Origin of the sequence: Marinobacter salinexigens, assembly GCF_008370345.1 — a bacterium.
GTDB lineage: Bacteria > Pseudomonadota > Gammaproteobacteria > Pseudomonadales > Oleiphilaceae > Marinobacter > Marinobacter salinexigens.
The window spans coordinates 1-410 of record NZ_VTUU01000135.1; the positions used below are offsets into that span (position 1 = coordinate 1).

At 56.1% G+C, this 410-nt stretch carries 1 protein-coding gene; it reads right to left on the minus strand.

The features are described 5' to 3' along the window. Positions 1-103: 103 nt before the first annotated feature. Positions 104-410, minus strand: a 307-nt coding sequence (locus FWJ25_RS20955; RefSeq protein ID WP_223163299.1) for a polyubiquitin, incomplete at its 5' end; no start/stop codon positions are given.

Sequence of the window (410 nt, forward strand, 5' to 3'; positions counted from 1 at the left end):
ACGAAAACAAAGGAGAGAGAACAAAGGAGAGGACGACACCGACACACAAGACATGACAAGACGCGAACGGCACCAGGACCACACCGGATCAACGGCTGAGAATTCACATCCCACCACGGAGGCGGAGCACCAGATGGAGCGTAGACTCCTTTTGGATGTTGTAATCCGCAAGAGTCCTCCCGTCCTCCAGTTGTTTCCCGGCGAAGATCAGCCTCTGCTGGTCCGGCGGAATCCCCTCCTTATCCTGGATCTTCGCCTTCACGTTGTCAATAGTGTCCGAGCTCTCCACCTCGAGGGTGATCGTCTTGCCGGTAAGAGTCTTCACGAAGATCTGCATCCCTCCCCTGAGGCGGAGCACCAGGTGGAGGGTCGACTCCTTCTGGATATTATAGTCTGCGAGTGTCCTGCCG